Origin of the sequence: Streptomyces sp. NPDC006012, from assembly GCF_042871185.1 — a bacterium.
In the GTDB taxonomy this organism is placed as follows: domain Bacteria; phylum Actinomycetota; class Actinomycetes; order Streptomycetales; family Streptomycetaceae; genus Streptomyces.
On record NZ_JBIAIE010000017.1, the window covers coordinates 64,838 to 79,736 of the forward strand.

The following is a 14,899-nucleotide window of genomic DNA, read 5'->3' on the forward strand; positions in this document are numbered from 1 at the left end:
TGGCCGTCACATCTCCGGAACGCCGATGGCGAGCACATGTGTGTGCTCGCCATCGGAGAGACCGCCAGGTGCGTCGGACCTCAGGAGCCGGTCCGAGCGGGCGCGAGGCCCGGATCGGTCGCGGTCACCGTTCGCCGCGCCGGGGCGGCTTCGAGCCGTGTGCGGCCGGTACGACGCTGATGGTCTTCGAGGTCGTCACCGGCGCGAGCGAGCTGTTGTCGGTGTAGGCGCGCATCGAGTCGTTCGTCACGGATACGGTCACCGAGCCGGGGCGCAGCGCGGTGAGCGTGCGGGTCCGCGGGTCGAGAATGGCGACCTTGCCCTTGTGACGGGCCTCGTCGACGGCCGCCTTGCCGCTGCCGACGGCCAAGTCGGACGAGCCGCCCCAGCCGACCGACATCGGGTACTGCAGTGGCACCGTACGCGTACCGGTCGACACGCCCTCCGGCTGCACGATGCTGCCCGAGAGCTGCGCGGTCCTGCCGGCCTCCAGCGAGTCCGGGGTGTTGAGCGTGATGGACTGCGCGAAGGCACGTACGTCTGCCTCCAGCCACTGCTGATCGGCGCTCCGTCGCGAGTCGACCGACCAGTCGACCCATCCGGTGAAGCCACCGCGGTCCGGCGTGCCGTACGGGTCCTTGCCCGACGAAGGCAGCACCGTGTACGGGACGCCCTCGATCCGGTGGACGTCGGCGATCTGGGCGTGGGATCCGGCCATCGCCGCGCCCTTGCCCGTGGAGGCGCGGAAGTCCGTGAGCATCCTCTCGATGAGTGCGGCCTCGTCGCGGTCGCCGAGTTGGCTGGACTTCCCCTCACCGGGGTCGTCCACCGGGTGGTGCGCGAACACCATGACGTTGTGCACCGACCGGTCCTTCTCCGCGTCGGCCAGCGCCTTCTGCATCATCGGCAGTTGGTCCCACGCCGTCTGGCGCAGCGACCCGAGGGAGCTGGCAAGCAGGATGAACCGCGTGCCCTTGTGGTCGAACGTACGGTACGGCCGCCCGAACTCCGCGGTGAAGTTCGTCAAATCGCTCTGGACGTTGTTGAGGCCGTAGGACTCGTGGTTGCCCGGCACGTAGTAGCACGGGACCGAGCCGGCCTTCGGATCCGGCGTGCTGTTCTCCGACGGCTCCTGACCCACCGGTACGAGATCGCATCCTGCATCGGTGAGCACCTTGCGGGCGAGGGCGAGGTCCTGGGGCAGGCCGCGGTCGGTGACGTCACCGTTGAGGACGATGAGGTCCGGACGGGTCTTGCGGATCCGCTGGACGGCGGCCGTCGCGACCTGGGTCAGCGCCGGGTTGTCGGCGGTGAACTGCACGTCCGACAGCGTGGCGAACCTCCAGGTGTCGCGGCCCTGGAGCAGGGAGCCGTCGTCGGAGACGAGCGGGTCGGGCTGCAGGCCGGGCTGGGCGGGCAGGTCGACCGGCGTCGGAATGTCGGCCTCGATGCGGTCCAGGACGAGCGTACCCGCCTTCTGGTCGGCGACGTTCGTGTTGATGCCCTGGAAGCTCGAAATCGAGATCGGGAACGCCGTGCTCGCCGGCAGCGTGAAGGTCGCGTACTGCCAGTCGTCACCGGCTTTCAGGCCGGTGCCGTAGCTGCCGCCGCTCTTGCCGGCCGCGTCGGCGTAGCCGAGGTAGGTCAGGCCGTTCGGCACACTGATGCTCGACTTGATCCGCACGCGCACGCGCAGCGGCTGGCCGGGCACCGGGATGCGCTGGGCCGACGACGCCGCCGCGATCCCCACGTTCCGCATCGCGTTGAAGTCGACCCGCAGGCCGTCGGGGGCCGCCGAGAAGGATGTGGCCGCGGTGCTGTTGTTGCGCCAGCGGGCCAGCACGTCGTCGTCGAAGTCGTAGACCGTCCTGGTCTGCACGCCGACGGTGATCGGAAGCTGGATCGACCTGCCTGCGACCGAGACCGTGAGAACCGTGCTTGAGCTGCGCAGCGGAGTGATCTTCAGCTTGCCGTCCGCGGGCCGGATGTCGACGACGCTGTGGTCGTAGTCCAGGGACAGGTCCCGCGGGTCGACCGGGGCCGTGAAGCCCTGCCCGTCGCGGCCGGTCACGGAGACGGTGGCCGCGGCGTCGGGTGTCGCGTCGGGGATCGACAGGAGCCGGGAGGACAGCTCCACGCTGGTGAGCGGGCCGAGGACGGTGACCGTCTGCCGCGCCTTCTCACGGCCCACGTGCGCGTCGACCGTGATCGTGCCGTGCGCCCTGGCCGACGTTCTGAGGGTGCCGTCCTTGACGGCTCCTCCTGGCGCGGACCAGCGCACGGACTTCGGGTCGACCGCCACCGGCGCCTCGTGGTCGTCGACGCCCTCCGCGACGAGCGTGCGGCTCAGCCCGGGGAAGACCTTCACCCCACCGTCGGCCGCCGCCGCACCCGGCGCCGGCTTGACGAGGAGTTGGTGCAGCTTGCCGTCGCCCTTCGCGACGAACACGCCGACGCCGTTGGGGTCGTTGCGCTCGTGGCCGTCGGAGGGGACGTTGCGGAGGGTCGCGTCGTCCTCGCCGAGCGCGCGGGCGACCATCGTGGTGGAACCGCCTCCGTCGAGGTTGACGGCCGTCTCCACGCCCATCGCCGCGAGGTCACGCGCCTCCTTGTCGATCCCGATGCCGCCCTTGCCGGTGCCGCCCGGTCCGTCCCAGGTGGCGAGCACCAGCGTCTTGCCGCCGTCCTTGAAGCCGAGAGCGGTACGCGGGGCGATCGAGGTGTCGAGGCCCTTGACCACCTGGCCGTCGGCGACGACGGTGCCGCCGTGGCCGAGCGCGAACTTCATCTTCTTGGCCGCCTGGTCGGCGAGCGTGTAGCTGAGCGCCGCCGGGTCGCCGGGCTGGAGCGCGCGCAGCGCGGTCGCCGCGGCGCCGCGCCCGACGAGCACGAAGCCGTCGCCCGGTACCGTCCCCGAACCGGCAGGGCCGGTCGGCTTCACCGACACGACCTTGCCGTTCTCGACGGTCACCTCGGCGATCTGGTCGTCGGCCACGCCCGTCAGCCCGCGGTTGCGGCTGTAGTCGCCCCACGCGGAGGTGAACGCGACCATGCCGTCCGCGGGGATCCCGCCGCCGTTCGCGGCGTTGATGGACAGCACCTTGTGGTCCGTGTCCGCGAACTTCGCGGTGGCGTCCACCGTGAGGTCCACGAGCTGGGCGATGCCGTCATCGCTGACACCGACGTGCTTGCGGCCGCTGATGTCAGCGGTCTTGAGGAGCTTGCCGTCCTGGACCTCACCGCCCAGTGCCGCGTTGGAGCTGCCGATATCGAAGAACTCGCCATTGACGCCCGCGACCGCGCCGGCCTTCTCGGCTGCCGCGCTGAGCGGGCCGCCGGACGCGACCGGTCCGGCGGTCAGCAGGTCGGTGCTGACCGCCCTGTTGGACAGGTCGACGGTCAGGAACCGCCCGTCGCTCCAGCCCTTCTGGTCGAGCGCCTTCACGTGCTGAAGGCTGATCCCAGGACCGATCTTCTCAGTCGTGTCGATCAACGGTATTCCGCCGGTGACCGGCACGGGCGAGGCGGTCGCCAAGGGCGCGTGCGGTCGGCTGTCGTCAGCGTAGGCGGCGGCAGGTGCGGCCGCCAGCGCGGTCGCGGTCGCCAGCACCAACAGCATTGATGTTCTGTACAGATGGTTCGAAACCATCAATCTCATCGGAACCTCGGGTCAGGAGTGGATGTGAGGCGACGCCTCCCACCACGCCCATTTCGGCCTCAGGGCGCGCACCCGATTGGAAAGATCAACAAAAAAGTCTGGATGACTCCGTGACGAGCGCGTGGTAAATCTTCGTTGTCGTTTGACTCTCGCTGTCCGGACCAGCCGGTTGCAGCAGTTGGCGGTGCGCGCCGTGCAGGTGACGGGCTGTCGGGTCTGACCGACGGTCTGTGCTGCTCCGTCGTGGTGGGTTTCCGGGCTGCGTCAGGTCGCTGAGGTTCCCGCCGGCCGGCGCTCCTTTGCACAAGCCGTCCTGCGGGCCCTGCCCTGTTCCTCACGGGTGCGCCGGTCGTCCTGTCCGGGCGGCGCGGCGCGCTGCCCAGGCCGACTGGGACGTCCAGGACGGGTGGGACGGCTGGGACGACTCACGGCCGACGGTCCCCGTCGCCGCGCGCCGCCGGAGGTGACGATCTCCGTCCCGTCGCGGTGTGGCGCGAGCCGGGGGCCGCCGGTCACTGATCAAATAAGGAGAAAGTCACACCGCCGCCACATCGATCTCCCAGAGCGAGGCTCTGACGCCCATCTGTCAGCCCAGGTCAAACGGAGTGACAGGAGGAACCGCCGAGCGTCATCGCCCTGTCCGATCACCGACAACAGGTGCACCGCCGATGCTGCACAATGCCAGCCCACCGCTGAGCCCCGCCTTCGACGGCGCTGGTCACACGTATGCGCCCCGCCGGGCGCGGAGACGGCCATGAAGCGCTTCCTGCGCGCCACGTACCGCGGATGGGACCGGTTGAAGGCGTACGAGCTGATCCGGCGGGGCCGTGACATCGAACTGATGCACAGGGCGCTCGGGTTTGCCACCCTGTCCCTGGTGACCCTGGCCCCCCTGCTCATCGTGGTGGCCGCCGCGGACCCACTGGGGCGCGGAGGTTTCGCGTCCTGGCTGGCCGACGGCATGGGACTGACCGGACGGTCCGCCCACGCGGTCACCGACATCACCACCCCGCCGCCCAGGGTCCTCAGCACCACCAGCGTGTGGGGTGCGGTCCTGCTCGCCGTGTTCGGAGTGGCCTTCGGCGGGAGCGTGCAGAACGGCTACGAGCGGATCTGGAATCTTCCTCCCGGCCCGTGGCACCGGGTCTGGCGCCAGGCCACCTGGCTGCTCGTGCTCACCGCTTACCTGTACCAGGAGGTGCAGAACCACATCGCGCTGCACGGATGGCTGCGCGTCACCGTGTCGCTGGCCACCGGAGCGCTGTTCTTCTGGTGGGGGCAGCACTTTCTCCTCGGTGGTCACATCCGCTGGCGTGATCTGCTCCCCGGTGCGGTCGCCACCATGGCTGGGCTGGTCGGCCTGCGGGTCTTCTCCTCCCTGGTCTTCATGCCGCTCATCGTCACCAACGCGGTCAGTTACGGGGCGGTCGGGGTCGTGCTCATCATCGAATCGTGGCTGACCGGGGTCGGGTTCGTGGTCTACGGCGGTGCGCTGTTCGGCCGCTGGATCTGTGCACACCATTTCCATCGGAAGCCCGCATAGCAGCGAACCCCGGGCCGGTCGAGGGTGTTCGGCGGTGTCTCACCCGTACGCCGTAACCTGGCGGCATGCGTATGCGTCCCACGCTGAGCTGGACCCCCACCGACGACCTGCCGCCGGGCGGCACGGACCCGGGGCCGGTCGCCGATGCGCTGAGTGCCGGCGGTGTGCTGGTGCTCAGCGGGGCTGGAATCTCCACGGAATCGGGCATCCCCGACTACCGGGGCGAGGGCGGGAGCCTGAGCCGTCACTCCCCGATGACCTACCAGGACTTCACCGCCGACGCCCGGGCCCGGCGTCGGTACTGGGCACGCAGCCACCTCGGCTGGCGCACCTTCGGCCGTGCCCGTCCCAACGCCGGGCACCGGGTCGTGGCCGCGTTCGGCCGGCACGGACTGCTCTCAGGTGTGATCACCCAGAACGTGGACGGCCTGCACCAGGCAGCCGGCAGCGAGGACGTCGTGGAGCTCCACGGCAGCCTGGACCGGGTCGTCTGCCTTTCCTGCGGCGCCGTGAGCCCCCGCCGGGAACTCGCCCGACGGCTGGAGGAGGCCAATGCGGGCTTCGATCCGGTGGCCGCCGGACTCAACCCGGACGGCGACGCGGACCTCACCGACGAACAGGTCGGAGACTTCCGTGTGATGCCCTGCGCGGTCTGCGGGGGCATCCTCAAACCGGACGTCGTGTTCTTCGGTGAGGCCGTTCCGCCGGGGCGGGTCGAACACTGCCGTCGCCTGGTCCGCGAGGCGGCCTCGCTCCTGGTCCTCGGCTCCTCCCTGACGGTGATGTCCGGACTACGGTTCGTCCGCCAGGCGGGCCGGGCCGGAACACCGATACTGATCGTCAATCAGGGCCCGACCCGGGGTGACCGCCACGCCACCACGCGGATCGCGCTCCCGCTCGGAGCAGCGCTCACCACGGTGGCCGACCAGTTGGGCATCCCCGTCGACAGCTAGGGTCCTCCGCGCGCGGGTGCGTCGTCGGACAGGCGCCGGCGGCGTCCCGGACAACGGCCCAGAGGATCTGGGCCCGTGCCGTCCGCTTCGTCGCTCCGGAGGCGGATCCTCCCGCTGTCGGCGGCTGCGCCGAGCGCATTGGCTCGGGATCGTCTCCGACCGGCCGTCGCCCGGCTGCTTCAATCGGGACGGACGACGACGGTAGCCGGGCCCGTCCCGGCGGGGAGGGCGGATCATGAACATCGGCAATCCACTGGACTTCACGGACCGGGTCGTGGTGGTGACCGGCGGGACGAAGGGCATCGGGTTCACCATCGCCGAGACGTTTCTCGACGCCGGGGCGCACGTCGTGGTCTGCGGGCGGGGCGAGCCGCGCTCGCTGCCGTCCGCGGGCACCCGGCAGGCGGTGTTCCTCGCCGCCGACGTGCGTGATCCAGAAGCCGCGAGCGGGCTGGTGGACGGGGCGGTCGCCCGGTTCGGGCGCCTGGACGTGCTGGTCAACAATGCGGGCGGCTCCCCCGACGCCGACGCGGCGACCGTCTCGCCGCGCTTCGTCGAGAAGATCGTGGCGTTGAACCTGCTCGCGCCCTTCTACACCGCCCAGGCGGCGAACCGTGTGATGCGGGACCAGGACGAGGGCGGCTCGGTCATCAACATCGGCAGTGTCTCCGCGCACGACCCGCAGCCAGGTACCGCCGCCTACTCGGCCGCGAAGGCCGGGCTGCTCGGCCTCACCCGGGCCCTGGCCCTGGAGTGGGCGCCCAAGGTGCGCGTCAACCACATCACCACCGGTCTGATCCGCACCGAGAGCGCCGCCTCCGTGTACGGCGAGGACGGCGGGGCCGCCGTCGCCGGCGTGATCCCGATGGGCCGGATGGCCCTTCCCGAGGACGTCGCCCTGACCTGCCTGTACCTGGCCGGGGATCTGGCCCGCTATGTCAACGGCGCCGACGTACCGGTGCACGGCGGTGGTGAGCTGCCCGCCCGTTACCTCGCGGCGAAGTCCTCCGGCGCGCTGTGAGCACGCGGGCCGGGGACGTCCCCGGCCCTGCCCCGCGGGCGCGTGTCCGGTGCCGGGGCATGCGTACGGCACCGGAGGCCGGCACCCGGGAAACCGGAGGCCGGTACCGGCGACGCCGCAGCCAGGACCCGGGACACCGGAAACCGGGTCCCGGGCGGGCTCGGGTCCGTCGGCTACCGGGCGCCGTACACCGGCTGCGGGGGTAGGGCCTCCGCGAGGAGTTTCCGCGCGGCCTCGCCCGCCTCGGCCGGGGACCAACGGGCTCCCCGGTCGGCGGCCGGGCCGGGGCGCCAGCCCTCCATGACGGTGATCCGCCCGCCCTCGGCCTCGAACACCCGGCCCGTCACCCCGGACGAGGCGGCGGAGCCCAGCCAGACGACGAGCGGCGAGACGTTCGCCGGGGCCATGGCATCGAATCCGCCGTGTCCGGGCGCGGCCATGGTGTCAGCGAAGGTCTGCTCGGTCATGCGGGTGCGGGCGGCCGGGGCGATGGCGTTGACCTGGACGCCGTAGCCGCTCAGTTCGGCTGCGGCGACCAGGGTCAGGCCGAGGATCCCGGCCTTGGCCGCCGAGTAGTTGCCCTGGCCGACGCTGCCCAGCAGCCCGGCCCCGGAGCTGGTGTTGATCACGCGGGCCTCGGGCGCGCGGCCGGCCTTCGCCTCGGCACGCCAGTGCGCGGCGGCGTACTTGAGCGGGAGGAAGTGGCCCTTCAGGTGGACGCGCAGGACGGCGTCCCAGTCGTCCTCGTCGAGGTTGACGAGCATGCGGTCGCGCAGGAAACCGGCATTGTTGACGAGGGTGTCGAGGCGGCCGAAGACGTCGACGGCGGTGGCGACGAGGGAGGCCGCGCCGTCGGCGGTTGCGATGTCGCCGCCGTGGGCGACGGCCTCTCCGCCGCGTGCCCGGATCTCGTCGACGACCTCGTGGGCTGGCCCGGCGGCGGCGCCGGTGCCGTCCGCTCCGACGCCGAGATCGTTGACGACGACCTTGGCCCCCTCGGCCGCGAAGGCGAGCGCATGGGCACGCCCGAGTCCGCGGCCCGCTCCGGTCACGACGGTGACGCGTCCGCTGCACAGTCCGGTCATGTGGGGTGAGGTCCCTTCTCGTCGAGGCATCAGGATGCCTTCCCGCGGTGTGTGTACCGCTGCTACATTCACCTAACAAACGTTTGGTGGAAAGGTAGCTGATCTGCTCATGGGTGTCTCCACCTCCGCCCCGGACAAGGGCGTCGCCGTCATCACCGTGGACTTCCCCCCGGTCAACGCCCTGCCCGTACAGGGCTGGTACGACCTGGCCGCCGCGGTCCGGGCCGCCGGAAGCGACCCGGACGTGCGCTGCGTGGTGCTCACCGCCGCAGGCCGGGGCTTCAACGCGGGCGTCGACATCAAGGAGATGCAGCGCACCGCCGGCCACGAGGCACTCATCGGCGCCAACCGCGGCTGCGCCGAGGCGTTCGCCGCGGTCTACGACTGCCAGGTCCCCGTGGTCGCCGCGGTACACGGCTTCTGCCTGGGCGGGGGAATCGGCCTGGTCGGCAACGCGGACGCGATCGTCGCCGCAGACGACGCGACCTTCGGCCTGCCGGAGCTGGACCGGGGCGCGCTCGGCGCCGCCACCCATCTGGCCCGGCTGGTCCCGCAGCACCTGATGCGCACGCTGTACTACACCTCGCGCACCGTGACCGCGCGGGAACTGCACCGGTACGGCTCCGTCTGGCAGGTGGTGCCGGACAAGCAACTCCTCGGCGCCGCGATGGAGCTGGCGCGCGAGATCGCCGCCAAGGACGGCTACCTGATCCGCCTGGCCAAGGCCGCCATCAACGGCATCGACCCGGTGGACGTCCACCGCAGCTACCGCTTCGAACAGGGCTTCACCTTCGAGGCCAACCTCAGCGGTGTCGCCGACCGTGTGCGCGACACCTTCGGCACGGACCGGGAGAGGCAGTCATGAGCAGGGACAAGACCATGACCGCCGAGGAGGTCGTCGGCCGGCTGCGCAGCGGCATGACGATCGGCGTGGGCGGCTGGGGGTCGCGGCGCAAGCCGATGGCCCTGGTCCGGGCGCTGCTGCGCTCCGACATCACCGATCTGACGGTGGTGTCGTACGGCGGTCCCGACGTGGGTCTGCTGGCGGCGGCCGGCAAGGTCCGCAAGCTGGTCGCGGCGTTCGTCACGCTCGACTCGATCCCCCTGGAGCCGCACTTCCGTGCGGCCCGGCAGCGCGGCGAGCTGGAGTTGGTGGAGCTGGACGAGGCGATGTTCATGTGGGGGCTGACCGCCGCCGCGCACCGGCTGCCGTTCATGCCGATCCGCGCGGGACTCGGCTCGGACGTCATGCGGGTCAACCCCCGTCTGCGGACGGTCACCTCGCCGTACGAGGACGGCGAGGAACTCGTCGCCGTGCCCGCGCTGCGCCTGGACGCCGCCCTCGTCCACCTGAACCGCGCCGACGTGCACGGCAACGCCCAGTACCTCGGTCCCGACCCCTACTTCGACGATCTGTTCTGCGAGGCCGCCGACGCCGCTTACGTCTCCTGCGAACGGATCGTGGACAGCGCCGAACTCCTCAAGGCGGCCGGCCCGCAGACCCTCCTCGTCAAGCGCGCGTTCGTCGACGGCGTGGTGGAGACCCCGAACGGCGCGCACTTCACCTCCTGCGTCCCCGACCACGAACGCGACGAGGCGTTCCAGCGCGCCTACGTCCGCGCCGCCGCCGACCCGGAGTCCTGGGCGGCCTTCTCCGAGCGGTTCCTCGTGGGCGACGAACAGGCGTATCAGGCCGCGGTGACGGCGTTCCACGAGAAGGAGACAGCGGCATGAGTGATGCCGGCACGACGACGGTGACGCGGGCCGAGTACTGCGTGGTGGCCTGTGCGGAGGCATGGCGCGGTGCCGGCGAGGTGCTGGCCAGTCCGATGGGCACGGTCCCGACGGCCGGGGCCCGCCTTGCGAGGCTGACCTTCTCCCCCGGCCTGCTGCTCACCGACGGAGAGGCGCTGCTCATGGCCGACGTGCCGGCGGTCGGCGCCCGCGCGGAGGTCGTGGAGGGCTGGCTCCCCTACCGGCAGCACCTGGCCCTGGTGGCGAGCGGGCGGCGGCACGTGATGATGGGTGCCTCCCAGATCGACCGCTGGGGCAACCAGAACATCTCCTGCATCGGCGACTGGGCCCGGCCCGAACGGCAGCTGCTCGGGGTGCGCGGAGCGCCCGTCAACACTCTCAACAATCCGACGAGTTACTGGGTGCCCCGGCACTCGCCGCGGGTGTTCGTGGAGCGGGTCGACATGGTCTGCGGCGTCGGCTACGACCGCGCGGCCGCCGCCGGGCCCTCCGCCACCCGCTATCACCGTGTTCCCGAGGTCATCAGCGACCTCGGAGTCTTCGACTTCGAGACGCCCGACCACGCGATGCGGCTGCGTTCGGTGCACCCCGGTGTCACGGTGGAGCAGGTGGTGGCGGCCACCGGGTTCCCCCTCGTCGTCCCCGACGAGGTGCCCTTCACCCGGGACCCCACCGCCGAGGAACTGCGGCTGATCCGCGAGGTCGTCGACCCGGCGGGGGCCAGGGACCGCGAGGTCCGCTCGTGAGCGGCGTGCGCGGCGTCGCGTTCGCCACACCGCTGACCGAACTGGTCGGTGTGCGGTACCCGATCGTGCAGACCGGCATGGGCTGGGTGGCCGGCCCCCGGCTGGTCTCGGCCGCGGCCGAGGCGGGCGCGCTCGGGATCCTGGCCTCGGCCACGATGCCAGTGGACGGGCTGCGTTCGGCCGTGCGCGAGGTCAGGTCCCGTACCGACGCGCCGTTCGGCGTCAACCTGCGGGCGGACGCCTCCGACGCCTCCGAACGGGTGCGGGTCGTCATCGAGGAGGGCGTGAAGGTCGCCTCGTTCGCCCTCGCGCCCTCCCGTGAGCTGATCGCCCGGCTCAAGGACGCCGGTGTCGTCGTCATCCCCTCGATCGGTGCCCGCCGGCACGCCGAGAAGGTCGCCGCGTGGGGCGTGGACGCCGTGATCGTCCAGGGCGGCGAGGGCGGCGGCCACACCGGGGACGTGGCGACCTCGGTGCTGCTTCCCCAGGTCGTCGACGCCATCGACATCCCGGTCGTCGCCGCGGGCGGTTTCCACGACGGCCGCGGCCTGGTCGCGGCGCTCGCCTACGGTGCCGCCGGCATCGCCATGGGCACTCGCTTCCTGCTCACCTCCGACAGCACCGTCCCCGACGCGGTCAAGGCGAAATACCTGGCCGCCACCGTCAAGGACGTCACCCTCACCACCAAGGTGGACGGGCTGCCGCACCGGATGCTGCGCACCGAGATGGTCGACGGCCTGGAGCGCTCGGGCCGGGCGACGGCCCTGCTGCGGGCGGTGCGGCACGCCGCGGCGTTCCGGCGGGAGTCCGGCATGAGCTGGTCGGGCATGATCCGTGACGGTCTCGCCATGAAGCACGGCAAGGACCTGACCTGGGGCCAGGTCCTGCTCGCCGCCAACACCCCCATGCTGCTGCGGGCGTCCATGGTGGAGGGCCGCACCGACCTCGGTGTGATGGCCGCCGGACAGGTCGCGGGAGTCATCGACGACCTGCCCTCGTGCGCCGAACTGGTCGACCGTGTCATGGCCGAGGCCCGCGCCGCCCTGCACAGGCTGCCGCCCGTGGACTGAGCACCGTGCACCCTGCCCCGGACCGCGGGGCATGCGCGGCCCGCCGTCCGGTGCCCGGCCGTGCGCTCCACCGTTGTGCGCTTCTGCAGGCCATACGTCAGGCACTCGTGCGGTCGCGGTGCCACGCCCCGTTACCCCGGCCCCGTCGCACGTGAACCGGCCCGGATCCGGTCCAGGATCCGGGCCGTTCATGCGTCACGGCATGTCAGGGAAGTTAGGGTGACGTCATGTCAGAGGCGTTCGATGACGGTGACGTTGGCCTGGCCGCCGCCCTCGCACATGGTCTGCAGCCCGTACCGCCCGCCGGTGCGCTCCAGTTCGTGCAGCAGTGTGGTCATCAGCTTGGTCCCGGTGGCGCCCAGCGGATGGCCGAGGGCGATGGCGCCTCCGTTGACGTTGACCTTCGCGGGGTCGGCGCCGGTCTCCTTCAGCCAGGCCAGGACGACGGATGCGAACGCCTCGTTGATCTCGATGAGGTCGATGTCGTCGAGGGACATGCCGGCCTTCTTCAACGCGTACGCCGTGGCCGGGATCGGCGCCGAGAGCATCCGGATGGGGTCCTCGCCACGCGCCGAGAGGTGGTGGACGCGGGCCCGGGGGGTGAGCCCGTGCTCGCGCACGGCCCGCTCCGAGGCGAGCAAGAGCGCCGACGCCCCGTCGGACACCTGCGAGGAGACCGCGGCGGTCAGCCGACCGCCTTCCACGACGGGTTTGAGGGAGGCCATCTTCTCCAGCGTGGTGTCCCGGCGCGGGCCCTCGTCGGCGGTCACGTCGCCGTAGGCGACCAGTTCGCGGTCGAAGCGGCCGTCGTCGACGGCGCGCACGGCCCGCTGGTGCGAGCGCAGCGCGAACTCCTCCATGTCCTCGCGGGTGATCCCCCACTTCTCGGCGATCATCTCGGCGCCGGCGAACTGGTTGACCGGCTGGTCCCCGTAGCGGACCCGCCAGCCCTCGGAGCCGGCGAAGGGCCCCTGGGTGAGGCCCAGCGGCTCGGCGGCCTGCCGGGAGGCGAAGGCGATGGGGATCATCGACATGTTCTGCACGCCTCCGGCGACCACCAGGTCCTGGGTGCCCGAGAGGACTCCCTGGGCGGCGAAGTGCAGGGCCTGCTGGGAGGAGCCGCACTGCCGGTCCACGGTCACCCCGGGCACCTCTTCCGGCAGACCCGCGGCCAGCCAGCAGGTGCGGGCGATGTCGCCGGCCTGCGGTCCCACGGTGTCCAGGCAGCCGAGGACGACGTCCTCCACCGCCGCCGGGTCGATGCCCGAGCGCACCACCAGTTCCTTGAGCACGTGGGCGCCCAGGTCGGCCGGGTGGACGGCGGACAGCCCGCCGTTCCGGCGGGCGACCGGGGTGCGGACCGCTTCGACGATGTATGCCTCGGCCATGCCTGCTGCTCCTTCTGTGACGTCTACCGTGTCATGTCCGTACGGCGATGCCCTCCAGCACCATCGACAGGTACTGGCGGGCGATCTCCTCCGGACTGTGCTGTCCGCCCGGCCGGTACCACGACGCGGCGACCCACACGGTGTCGCGCACGAAGCGGTAGGTGAGCCGTACATCCAGGTCGGCGCGGAACGTGTGGGTGGCCACACCGCGTTCCAGCGTCCCGAGCCAGGCATGCTCGAACTTCTGCTGGGAGTCGGCGAGATAGGCGAACCGCGGCAGGCTCTGCAGGTGCTTGGACTCCTTCTGGTAGATGGCGACGGCGGCGCGGTGCCGGTCGATCTCCCGGAAGGACTCGGTGACGAGGGCCTCGATGGTCTCCCGCGGCCCCGAACCGGCGGCCAGCACGGCGTCGTAGCGTTCCCAGAGTTCGTCCAGGAAAGTGGTGAGGATCTCGTCGACCATCGACTCCTTGGAGTCGAAGTGGTAGTAGAGGCTGCCCGCCAGCATCCCCGCCTCGTCCGCGATCCTGCGTACGGTGGTGGCGTTGTAGCCCTGCGCGGCGAACACCTCGGCGGCGGTGGCGAGGATCTCCTGACGCCGCTCCGGCGGCGGTGGTGTCGCCTTCTTCTTGCTGCTGTTGACTTTCGGCACCCGCTCATCCTCGCTCAGGCGTGCTGGCTGCTGACGGACAGGACCTCGCCCGTCAGGTACGAGGAGTAGCCACTGGCCAGGAAGACGATCGTGTTCGCGACCTCCCAGGGCTCGGCGTGGCGGCCGAACGCCTCTTTTGAGGTCAGCTCCGCCAGCAGTTCGGGGGTGGTGACCTTCACCAGGTGGGGGTGCATGGCCAGGCTCGGCGCGACGGCGTTGACCCGCACCCCGTACTCGGCCGCCTCCAGGGCCGCGCAGCGCGTGAGCGCCATGACCCCGGCCTTGGCCGCGGCGTAGTGGGACTGCCCCTTCTGCGCCCGCCAGCCGATCACCGAGGCGTTGTTGACGATCACCCCGCCGCTCTTGTCCGCTCTCATCCGGCGCAGCGCGGCGCGGGTGCAGCGGAAGGTTCCGCCCAGGGTGACGTCGAGGACCCGGCCCCACTGCTCGTCGCTCATGTCGGCCAGGTCGGCGGTGCCGCCGAGCCCGGCGTTGTTGACGACGACGTCCAGCCGGCCGTGCCGCTCCGCGGCGAGGTCAAAGAGCGCGCCCACCTGGCCCTCGTCGGTGACGTCGCAGGCCAGCGCCGTGACCCGGTCCGCCCCGAACTCGTCGGCGAGCCGTGCCTGTGTCTCCTTGAGCCGGCGGGCGTGAGCGTCGGAGACGAGCACGTCGGCGCCTTCTTCGAGCAGCCGCCGGGCGGTGGCGCCGCCGATGCCCGCGCCCGCGGCGGCGGTGACGACGGCGGTCCGGCCCGCAAGGAGGGCGTGGCCGGGGACGTAGGCGGGTTCGGTGGTCATGGGCGGACCTCTTTCGGAAGACCGAGCACCCGCTCGGCGATGTCGTCGCACCGGATCTCGTTCGAGCCGGCGCAGCCGGTGCCGGCTCGGGAGAACAGGAACAGCCGCTGCCGGTCGTCGAGGTCGCAGGGCTCGCCGGCGGTCAGCATCCCGTCGGCGCCGCGGACGTCCACGGCGAGTTCGCCGGGTTCCCGGTGCCAGGTGGACCGGCAGGTCTACCCGATGTGC

12 protein-coding genes and 1 pseudogene are annotated in these 14,899 nt (G+C 71.4%); 7 read left to right on the top strand and 6 right to left on the bottom strand.

Going from position 1 to position 14,899, the window contains the following annotated elements:
* Positions 1–124: 124 nt before the first annotated feature.
* Positions 125–3,619 (bottom strand): phosphodiester glycosidase family protein, encoded by a 3,495-nt coding sequence (locus ACFYPJ_RS25875; RefSeq protein WP_389021666.1) that lies wholly within the window; start codon positions 3,617–3,619, stop codon positions 125–127.
* A 793-nt stretch (positions 3,620–4,412) separates the two neighbouring features.
* Between ACFYPJ_RS25875 and ACFYPJ_RS25880 the strand changes: the two genes are divergently transcribed.
* The 3 genes from ACFYPJ_RS25880 (at position 4,413) to ACFYPJ_RS25890 (ending at position 7,175) form a co-directional block, all read left to right on the top strand.
* Positions 4,413–5,201, top strand: a complete 789-nt coding sequence (locus tag ACFYPJ_RS25880; protein ID WP_389021668.1) for a ribonuclease BN — start codon at positions 4,413–4,415, stop codon at positions 5,199–5,201.
* Positions 5,202–5,266: 65 nt separating this feature from the next.
* Positions 5,267–6,154, top strand: a complete 888-nt coding sequence (locus ACFYPJ_RS25885) for an NAD-dependent protein deacetylase (protein WP_389021671.1) — start codon at positions 5,267–5,269, stop codon at positions 6,152–6,154.
* Between the two features lie 235 nt (positions 6,155–6,389).
* Complete coding sequence (locus ACFYPJ_RS25890; protein ID WP_389021673.1) at positions 6,390–7,175, top strand: SDR family oxidoreductase; 786 nt, start codon at positions 6,390–6,392, stop codon at positions 7,173–7,175.
* A 173-nt stretch (positions 7,176–7,348) separates the two neighbouring features.
* On the opposite strand, the gene ACFYPJ_RS25895 is transcribed toward ACFYPJ_RS25890, so the two are convergent.
* Positions 7,349–8,260: an SDR family oxidoreductase gene (locus ACFYPJ_RS25895; protein ID WP_389021675.1), complete on the bottom strand. Its 912-nt coding sequence runs from the start codon at positions 8,258–8,260 to the stop codon at positions 7,349–7,351.
* 109 nt (positions 8,261–8,369) lie between these two features.
* Between ACFYPJ_RS25895 and ACFYPJ_RS25900 the strand changes: the two genes are divergently transcribed.
* The 4 genes from ACFYPJ_RS25900 to ACFYPJ_RS25915 are packed head-to-tail and all read left to right on the top strand — an operon-like array spanning position 8,370 to position 11,831.
* The gene (locus ACFYPJ_RS25900) at positions 8,370–9,125 is read left to right on the top strand and encodes an enoyl-CoA hydratase family protein (RefSeq protein WP_389021678.1); all 756 of its coding nucleotides are present in this window, start codon (positions 8,370–8,372) and stop codon (positions 9,123–9,125) included.
* Positions 9,122–9,994, top strand: coding sequence for a CoA transferase subunit A (locus ACFYPJ_RS25905; protein ID WP_389021681.1), 873 nt, complete (start codon positions 9,122–9,124; stop codon positions 9,992–9,994). The genes ACFYPJ_RS25900 and ACFYPJ_RS25905 overlap by 4 nt, the downstream gene beginning before the upstream one ends.
* Positions 9,991–10,761 (top strand): CoA-transferase subunit beta, encoded by a 771-nt coding sequence (locus ACFYPJ_RS25910; protein WP_389021683.1) that lies wholly within the window; start codon positions 9,991–9,993, stop codon positions 10,759–10,761. The genes ACFYPJ_RS25905 and ACFYPJ_RS25910 overlap by 4 nt, the downstream gene beginning before the upstream one ends.
* A complete protein-coding gene (locus ACFYPJ_RS25915) occupies positions 10,758–11,831 on the top strand; it encodes an NAD(P)H-dependent flavin oxidoreductase (protein WP_389021686.1) in 1,074 nt (357 codons plus the stop codon). The genes ACFYPJ_RS25910 and ACFYPJ_RS25915 overlap by 4 nt, the downstream gene beginning before the upstream one ends.
* A 230-nt stretch (positions 11,832–12,061) precedes the next feature.
* Here the strand turns inward: ACFYPJ_RS25915 and ACFYPJ_RS25920 are convergent, their stop codons facing one another.
* From ACFYPJ_RS25920 to ACFYPJ_RS25935, 4 genes and pseudogenes are all read right to left on the bottom strand, one after another.
* Positions 12,062–13,219, bottom strand: coding sequence for an acetyl-CoA C-acetyltransferase (locus ACFYPJ_RS25920; protein WP_389021689.1), 1,158 nt, complete (start codon positions 13,217–13,219; stop codon positions 12,062–12,064).
* Between the two features lie 31 nt (positions 13,220–13,250).
* Positions 13,251–13,871, bottom strand: coding sequence for a TetR/AcrR family transcriptional regulator (locus ACFYPJ_RS25925; protein WP_389021691.1), 621 nt, complete (start codon positions 13,869–13,871; stop codon positions 13,251–13,253).
* Between the two features lie 14 nt (positions 13,872–13,885).
* Positions 13,886–14,671 carry an SDR family oxidoreductase gene (locus tag ACFYPJ_RS25930; protein ID WP_389021693.1) on the bottom strand — a complete coding sequence of 262 codons (786 nt, stop codon included), beginning with the start codon at positions 14,669–14,671 and terminating at the stop codon, positions 13,886–13,888.
* Positions 14,668–14,877, bottom strand: a pseudogene (locus ACFYPJ_RS25935) (acyl-CoA dehydrogenase family protein); the annotation flags it as partial. The pseudogene ACFYPJ_RS25935 and the gene ACFYPJ_RS25930, both read right to left, overlap by 4 nt.
* Between the last annotated feature and the right edge of the window lie 22 nt (positions 14,878–14,899).

What these genes read in the sequence shown, in the direction of transcription:
- ACFYPJ_RS25875 (WP_389021666.1), bottom strand. Translation starts at nt 3,619, where the DNA reads ATGCTGTTGGTGCTGGCGACCGCGACCGCGCTGGCGGCCGCACCTGCC.
- ACFYPJ_RS25880 (WP_389021668.1), top strand. Translation starts at nt 4,413, where the DNA reads ATGAAGCGCTTCCTGCGCGCCACGTACCGCGGATGGGACCGGTTGAAG.
- ACFYPJ_RS25885 (WP_389021671.1), top strand. Translation starts at nt 5,267, where the DNA reads ATGCGTATGCGTCCCACGCTGAGCTGGACCCCCACCGACGACCTGCCG.
- ACFYPJ_RS25890 (WP_389021673.1), top strand. Translation starts at nt 6,390, where the DNA reads ATGAACATCGGCAATCCACTGGACTTCACGGACCGGGTCGTGGTGGTG.
- ACFYPJ_RS25895 (WP_389021675.1), bottom strand. Translation starts at nt 8,260, where the DNA reads ATGACCGGACTGTGCAGCGGACGCGTCACCGTCGTGACCGGAGCGGGC.
- ACFYPJ_RS25900 (WP_389021678.1), top strand. Translation starts at nt 8,370, where the DNA reads ATGGGTGTCTCCACCTCCGCCCCGGACAAGGGCGTCGCCGTCATCACC.
- ACFYPJ_RS25905 (WP_389021681.1), top strand. Translation starts at nt 9,122, where the DNA reads ATGAGCAGGGACAAGACCATGACCGCCGAGGAGGTCGTCGGCCGGCTG.
- ACFYPJ_RS25910 (WP_389021683.1), top strand. Translation starts at nt 9,991, where the DNA reads ATGAGTGATGCCGGCACGACGACGGTGACGCGGGCCGAGTACTGCGTG.
- ACFYPJ_RS25920 (WP_389021689.1), bottom strand. Translation starts at nt 13,219, where the DNA reads ATGGCCGAGGCATACATCGTCGAAGCGGTCCGCACCCCGGTCGCCCGC.
- ACFYPJ_RS25930 (WP_389021693.1), bottom strand. Translation starts at nt 14,671, where the DNA reads ATGACCACCGAACCCGCCTACGTCCCCGGCCACGCCCTCCTTGCGGGC.